The sequence below is a fragment of the Noviherbaspirillum sp. genome (genome assembly GCF_036846085.1).
Lineage (GTDB): Bacteria > Pseudomonadota > Gammaproteobacteria > Burkholderiales > Burkholderiaceae_D > Noviherbaspirillum.
This window is the reverse complement of sequence record NZ_DAIUCO010000317.1, coordinates 1-5,432: the sequence shown is the minus strand read 5'-3', so window position 1 is coordinate 5,432 and position 5,432 is coordinate 1. Positions and strand designations below refer to the sequence as shown.

5 protein-coding genes and 1 pseudogene are annotated in these 5,432 nt (G+C 62.1%); 4 read left to right on the top strand and 2 right to left on the bottom strand.

Going from position 1 to position 5,432, the window contains the following annotated elements; genetic code table 11:
• The 4 genes and pseudogenes from V7080_RS23585 to V7080_RS23565 form a co-directional block, all read left to right on the top strand.
• A partial coding sequence (locus V7080_RS23585) for a TRAP transporter large permease subunit (RefSeq protein ID WP_334190820.1) occupies positions 1-1,252 on the top strand: 1,252 nt, incomplete at its 5' end.
• A gap of 320 nt (positions 1,253-1,572) precedes the next feature.
• Positions 1,573-2,022, top strand: coding sequence for a DUF2141 domain-containing protein (locus V7080_RS23580; RefSeq protein WP_334190819.1), 450 nt, complete (start codon positions 1,573-1,575; stop codon positions 2,020-2,022).
• Between the two features lie 120 nt (positions 2,023-2,142).
• Positions 2,143-3,659, top strand: a pseudogene (locus V7080_RS23575) (carotenoid oxygenase family protein).
• Between the two features lie 76 nt (positions 3,660-3,735).
• On the top strand, positions 3,736-3,954 hold the full coding sequence (locus V7080_RS23565) for a hypothetical protein (protein WP_334190817.1): 219 nt from the start codon (positions 3,736-3,738) through the stop codon (positions 3,952-3,954).
• A gap of 42 nt (positions 3,955-3,996) precedes the next feature.
• Here V7080_RS23565 and V7080_RS23560 read toward each other — a convergent pair whose 3' ends face one another.
• Positions 3,997-4,662 carry a lytic transglycosylase domain-containing protein gene (locus V7080_RS23560; protein ID WP_334190816.1) on the bottom strand — a complete coding sequence of 222 codons (666 nt, stop codon included), beginning with the start codon at positions 4,660-4,662 and terminating at the stop codon, positions 3,997-3,999.
• Positions 4,663-4,781: 119 nt separating this feature from the next.
• Positions 4,782-5,432, bottom strand: a 651-nt coding sequence (locus tag V7080_RS23555) for a glycerophosphodiester phosphodiesterase family protein (RefSeq protein WP_334190815.1), incomplete at its 5' end; no start/stop codon positions are given.

The following is a 5,432-nucleotide window of genomic DNA, read 5'->3' as shown; positions in this document are numbered from 1 at the left end:
GGGCACGATCACCCAGCTCGTTCCGCCGTCGCTGGTGCTGGTGGTCCTCGCCGACCAGCTGAAGACCTCGACCTCCAGCGCCGATGTCGGCAGCATGTACCTGGGCGCATGGGGACCGTCGCTGGTGCAGATCGGCCTGTTCGTTCTCTATACCTTCATCCTGTCGCGCCTGAAGCCGGAATGGATGCCCGGCATCCCGAAGGAAGCGCGCACGCTCGACGGCTGGCCGCTGGTACGCAAATGCCTGCAGGGTATCGTGCCGTCCGCGGTGCTGATCTTCATGGTGCTGGGGACCATGATGCTGGGTATCGCGACACCGACCGAAAGCGGCGCGATGGGCGCGCTCGGCGCGGTGGTACTGGCAGTCATCCGCAACAAGGAATTCACCAGGCGCGACCGGCTGTTCTTCCGCGTGGGCATGCTTGGCCTGGGCGCCGCCGTACTACTGGGAATCTTCTTCTACAGCACCCATGTCGGTATCGACGACAAGGCAAAACCGTTCCTGCAGGCGTCGCTGGCCGCGGTGTACATCGCGCTGGTGTGGCTTGCCGCACGTGCAAGCCATATCAGGGACTTGCGCAATCTGATCGTGCAGGGCTATCAGTCGACCATGCGGCTTACCTCGATGGTGGTGTACATCCTCATTGGTTCATCCTGCTTCACCGTGGTGTTCCTGGGGGTGGATGGCGGCATCTGGGTCGAGCATCTGTTCACCGGCCTGCCCGGCGGGTGGATCGGCTTCATGATCGTCGTGAACCTGTTCGTATTCTTCCTTGCGTTCTTCCTCGACTTCTTTGAAATCGCGTTCATCGTCGTACCTATCCTTGCGCCGGTCGCCGAGAAAATCCTTACCCCGGTCATGCTGCCCTACATGGGAACGCCGGAAGCCGCAGCCGTCGCGGCACTGGTCTGGTTCGGCGTTACCCTCTGCGTGAACATGCAGACCTCTTTCATGCATCCGCCTTTCGGATTCGCGCTGTTTTACCTGCGCGGCGTGGCGCCGAAGGAAGTCAAGAGCTCGGACATCTACTGGGGCGCCGTGCCCTGGGTGGTCCTGCAGATGTTCATGGTGGCGCTGGTGGTGTCCTTCCCGATGATGGTCGCCGGCCTGCTCGATAAGGGGAGCGCGACATTGCCTACGGATCCGAAGGTCATGGAGCAACTGTTCAACGAGGGAGCCGGGTCGTCGTACGGGACGGAAAAGAACGACGAATCCCTGTTCGCCGTGCCGCCGCCGGAGCCGGCGAAGTAGTTGTGCATGACGTCAGGAGAGCGCGCTCCTTAAGTCAAGGAGTGACGACTCGCTGAAAATGCGGCCTGCCGGCGATCATCGGATTGCCGGCAGGCCGCTGCATTTTGTGGCGTCGGCCGCGCCGCACCCGCTTTTTACCCGATTCACCATCAAATCGATCATCGCTTGGCCGCCTGCAGGTGTCGATGCGGGTCGTGTGCGCCGTTGGTGCCCGCAAAGCGCAGTTCGCACCTGCAATCCTGCTTCCCGTCGCATTCCATTTTTCCCGCATCGACGCACTGCGTAGACTTCGTTCCACGTTATCAACAAGGGAGGAAATCATGCCAAATCCAGCATCCGGGTTGCCCGGAGTCCGGTTCGCCGCGACGGTCTTTGCATTGGCCGGCGCATGCAGTGCACTTGCCGCCGATCTGACGGTGACCGTCGAAAATATCAAGGACGACAGCGGCCAGGTACTGGTCGGCGTATTCGATTCGCCGTCCGGTTTTTTGAAGGAAGCCAGATTCGGAAAACGCATTCCTGCATCCGGGCGCGATGCCGGAGGGCGCATCATCGTCAACTTTGCCGGACTGCAGGAAGGTACGTATGCGGTTTCCGCTATCCATGACAAGGACGGCAATCAAAAGCTGACCATGAACCTCATCGGCGTGCCGAGCGAGCCGCTCGGTTTTTCCGGCAAGGGCAACCCGACATTCGGCCCGCCGGCTTTCAATGATGCCGCGTTTTTGCTTCCGGCTAACGGCGCGGAAATCAGTATCTCCGTGAAATAAGAACACGGCTTTCCATCATCCATACACTGCTGTACCACCCGTCCGGTGGCCGGCCTCTGCAAACCTTGCAAGGTCGCTCCGGGCACCCCATACGCGTCTTATTTCAAAAAGGAAGCCGCCATGTCTGACCTTATCAATGCCAAACGCCGCGCCCTGATGCAGGCTTTCGGCGCCGGAATGGCGGCTTCGCTGTTGCCCGCCGCTCATGCGGCGACACCCGGGAACGCCTGGAGCAGCGCCTACAAACCCTACGACGGTCCGTTCAATACAGCCTTCAACGGGGTACTGGAGACCGCGCGGCTGCGTGTCGAAGGGCGCCTGCCGGCAAGCCTGCAAGGTACGTTCTTCCGCAACGGTCCGGCACGCATGCGCCTGGGACCGACCGCCTATGATCATTGGTTCGACGGGGACGGCATGGTGCAACGCTTCGGGTTTGCAGATGGCAAGGTGAGTCATCGTGGCGTGATGCTCAAAACACCCAAGCTGGTTGATGAAGAGGCCGCGGGACGGTTCCTGTATCCGACGTTCGGCAGCGTGGTGCCTGAGGCCAGGCCGGTCCGCAACCCGGATCCGCTCAATGCCGCGAACATCAACCTGCTGTCGATGAAAGGCGGGCAGGAACTGTACGCGTTGTGGGAGGGAGGATCGGCCCTCAAGATCGATCCGGCCACGCTGGATGTGCAAGGATTCAAGGCCTGGTCGCCCGATACGGCCGGCGCGCCGTTCTCCGCTCATCCGCGCATCGCGCCCGATGGCACGGTGTGGAATTTCGGCTACATGCCGGGTAGCGGCAAGCTCATCGTCTACGAAATCGGGGCCGATGGAATATTGAAGCGTCAAACCCTGCTTGCAATGCCGCAGGCCGACATGGTTCATGATTTCGCGATCACGGAACGCTACCTGGTCTTCCTGTTGATGCCGATGATTGCCGCCGCGCCCCAGCGGGCGGACCGTCCGTTCCTTGACCGTTTTCGCTGGCGCGATGATGCGCCGCTGATCGCAGCGCTGGTGGACAAGTCCGATTTTTCGGTGCGCAGATTCGAATTGTCGAGCGGCGGTGTGTTTCATCTCGGGAATGCCTGGGAGCAGAAAGGCGTCGTGCGCATCGACTATGTGCGCCAGCCCGACATCCTCGGGACCCTGAAGCGGCTGCAACTCGATTCGCCCAATGCGCATGCCGGCTCGCAACCGACCAGATGGACACAGGTCGAGCTGGATCTGCGCACCGGGCGGGCCACCCAGGCGCCGACGGATCTTGCCGACGTCGAGTTTCCCCGTTTCGATGCCCGCTACACCGGCATGGGTACCGACCAGGCATTCATGATGCAGCGCAGCGCAGCGCCGCACTGCCGGATGAAGTCCAGGGCTTCGATTCGGTGATAGCGGTCCGTTCGGGCCGAATCCAGCGGTATGTCTATGGCGCAGGCTGGATCGCGGAGGAGCATGTCTATGTGCCGAAGCCGGGGGCTGGCCGGGATGGCGCCGGCTGGATGCTGGGCACCGCCTATCACTGGCCGAGCGAGCGCACGACGCTGTCGGTATTCGATGCACGGCATGTCGCGGACGGTCCGGTTGCCCGGATGCAGCTACCTTACGGATTGCCGCTTGGACTGCACGGAACGTTTGTTGCGGCCTGAGTGCGTCGCATCACGCTCGATCCGCGAACCGATGTTTATCCGTAATGCCTAACAGCCGTATAGACCAGGGGCAGATATGGATAAACACGAGATTACGATTGAGGATCTGGAGCGGCTCGCCGAAGCGATGGCGCGCCACATTCCCGACCTGGACTGCCCGGAATGCTGCGACTGCGGCCCGGTGTACCAATACATGGAACTGAGCGTCGGGCTTTACCAGGAGGAATGGGAATGGGCGCTGCTGGCGCATACGATACATCTTCGCAGGAAGACAAGACCGTCGCCGAAGACCTGAGAAGAGGGGGCATGGCGCCCGCGTTGCCGGCAATGACGGGCGTCAGGACCCCGCGTGACCCTGAAATTTCTTGTAGCGTTCCAGCACCATCGGCACGTACTTGATCGTCTCCGAGTAGGGCGGCACTTTCCGCCCGTGCCGGATCACCGCGTTTTCTCCGGCGTTATACGCCGCCACCGCCAGCCGGACATCGCCGCCGAACATGCCTAACAGGTCGCGCAGGTAACGTGCGCCGACATCGACATTCTGTTCCGGTGAATACAGGTCGAAGTGGCCATAACGCGCGGCGGTGGCCGGCATGACCTGCATCAGCCCGACGGCCCCCTTGGGCGACAGCGCACGGGCGTTGAATCCGGATTCGACTTCGATGATCGCCTTGAGCAGCGCTGGCTGGAGACCGTGCGCGGCGGCGATGCGCAGCACCAGCGGATCCAGCGCGGAGCGGCGGGCGGTGAGCTGCGGCAGGGAAACCGGCCCGGTTCCGGCGCGCGGCCAGAGCCGGTTGCCGTCGAAGCGGGCAAATTCCTGCGAAGTCCTGTTGAGCGGCCGGTCGGAATAGGTCGGTATCCTGCCCGACGCATCGTATGAACGGTAAATCTTGATTTCCTCGGCTTGCGCGATCACCGTGGCACATAGCGCAACGCCGGATAGGATATGCCGCATGGCGGCGCCGCTTCCCTGTGCGGCACTCCGGAGTATGGAGTTCATTGCATTTTCCCCCTGACAACAGAACGATACTGTGCCGCCAGAGTTTCCTGCAAGCATTAATTTAACCGTTGCCAGGCACTGTGGCGGATGGCAACGGTCCGGGAAAGCGCTGCCGGCGCCTATTTCTTCAGGAAGGCGTCCAGTGCCGACCTGCCGATTGCCGGGTCGTCGGTGAAGAATCCGTCGACGCCGGCTTCCAGGAAGGCGGTGATTTCCGCCGCCATGTCGCCGCGCTGCGATGGCGATGCCGGATCGCCCTTGCGCAGATTCGCGGGAAGGAAGGGGTTTTCCGGCCGGAAGGTATAGGGATGAACCAGCAGCTTGGCGGCATGCGCATCCCGCACCAGCGGGGTCGGCGCGGCCAGGTTGTTGGCGCGGTCACGCGGAATGATCATTTCCTTCGAAGGGCCGATGCCATCGGCGTAGGTCGCGACTTCCAGCAGCCCGGCGGGCGTGGCGATGTCGGCATAGGTGCGGCTGTCGCCGGATAACCGGAAGTCCTCGGGCTTGCCGGAACCGGACAGCAGCTGGACGATCGGCAACCCGGTCATGGCGCGGATTTCCTTCAGGTTGGCCACTTCGAACGACTGGATGAACACCGGCGCCTTGCGCCCGCGGTAACCGTTCGCATGCAGCGTGTCGACCAGGCGCTTCTCGAGCGGCAGGTTGATCGACTTGAAGTAGCTCGGGTGCTTGGTTTCCGGGTAAATGCCGATGATGCGGCCGGTCTCCCGGGATTTGCTCTGCGCAAGATCGATCACTTCCTGCAG